Raw genomic sequence first — 872 nt, forward strand, 5'->3', positions numbered from 1 at the left:
TACAGTTTGATTATGGCTAACACTGATGTCTGTATCTTGAATATTAGGAAACTTTGTTCTACGTTTCATTAAAAATGGTTCAACTAGCGCAAAAGCAGCCGGTTTTAGACCCCATTTCCACAATGCAAATATCGATAGCCCCCAAGGTAGGCAATAAGTAAAGATACCTACCCACTGATGGGAAAGATCACCAGTTGCGCTATTACTACCAAAATAGTAAGGAAAATCTGGCATCATCGTACCGATGAGTAACGCCTCAAAATGCAACCAGCGTTTAGCAGAGTAAAATGGCAGAGCTGCAGCCATATGAGCTAACGTAAATGCCATATATAACTTATCTGTAAAAGAAGAAATTAAATGTATCTGTGTTCATTCAAACCTCAGAAACTTTGACTAGACGATCGCATTTAGCTGTCGTAATATTAAACTTAATATCTTTCCAGCTAGCGTCTGGCTCTTTTCCTAAAGCCCATGCAATTAGCGCTGAAGGCACATCCACACCTGCTTCGCCAGAGAAAGGATAGCCACCACCAAATCTTGGATTCATTTCAAGTAAATAGATATCATCGCCATCAACGAAAAAGTCGCAATCTAAATTGCCCACATGTCCTAAGGCTTCCGATATTTTTCGCCCAATTTCTTCAAATATAGGCATATCTACCGTTTTAGCTTTGTCCGTTTCACCTGCACGCATACCTAGCTTCTGTTTAACGAAAGTAGCTTGATAATTACCTTTTAAATCGTTAATTATATCTATGCCATATTCATGACCTGGCAATGCTTGCTGAATCAATAAACCAGACTCTTGATTATCACCAACACGCAAACCCCAACGATTCAGCTTAATACTATTAAATTCCCAAGCAAGATTT

Annotated in this window: 2 protein-coding genes; both read right to left on the reverse strand. The window is 39.0% G+C overall.

The genetic code is table 11. The annotated features are described in order from the left end of the window. Positions 1-327, reverse strand: a 327-nt coding sequence (locus ACS8FD_RS18345; protein ID WP_439276903.1) for a DUF4184 family protein, incomplete at its 3' end; no start/stop codon positions are given. A gap of 46 nt (positions 328-373) precedes the next feature. Beyond that, positions 374-872: ATP-grasp domain-containing protein (locus ACS8FD_RS18350; RefSeq protein ID WP_439276904.1), on the reverse strand; the 499-nt coding region annotated here is incomplete at its 5' end.

This window comes from Psychrobacter sp. 1U2 (assembly GCF_051847575.1).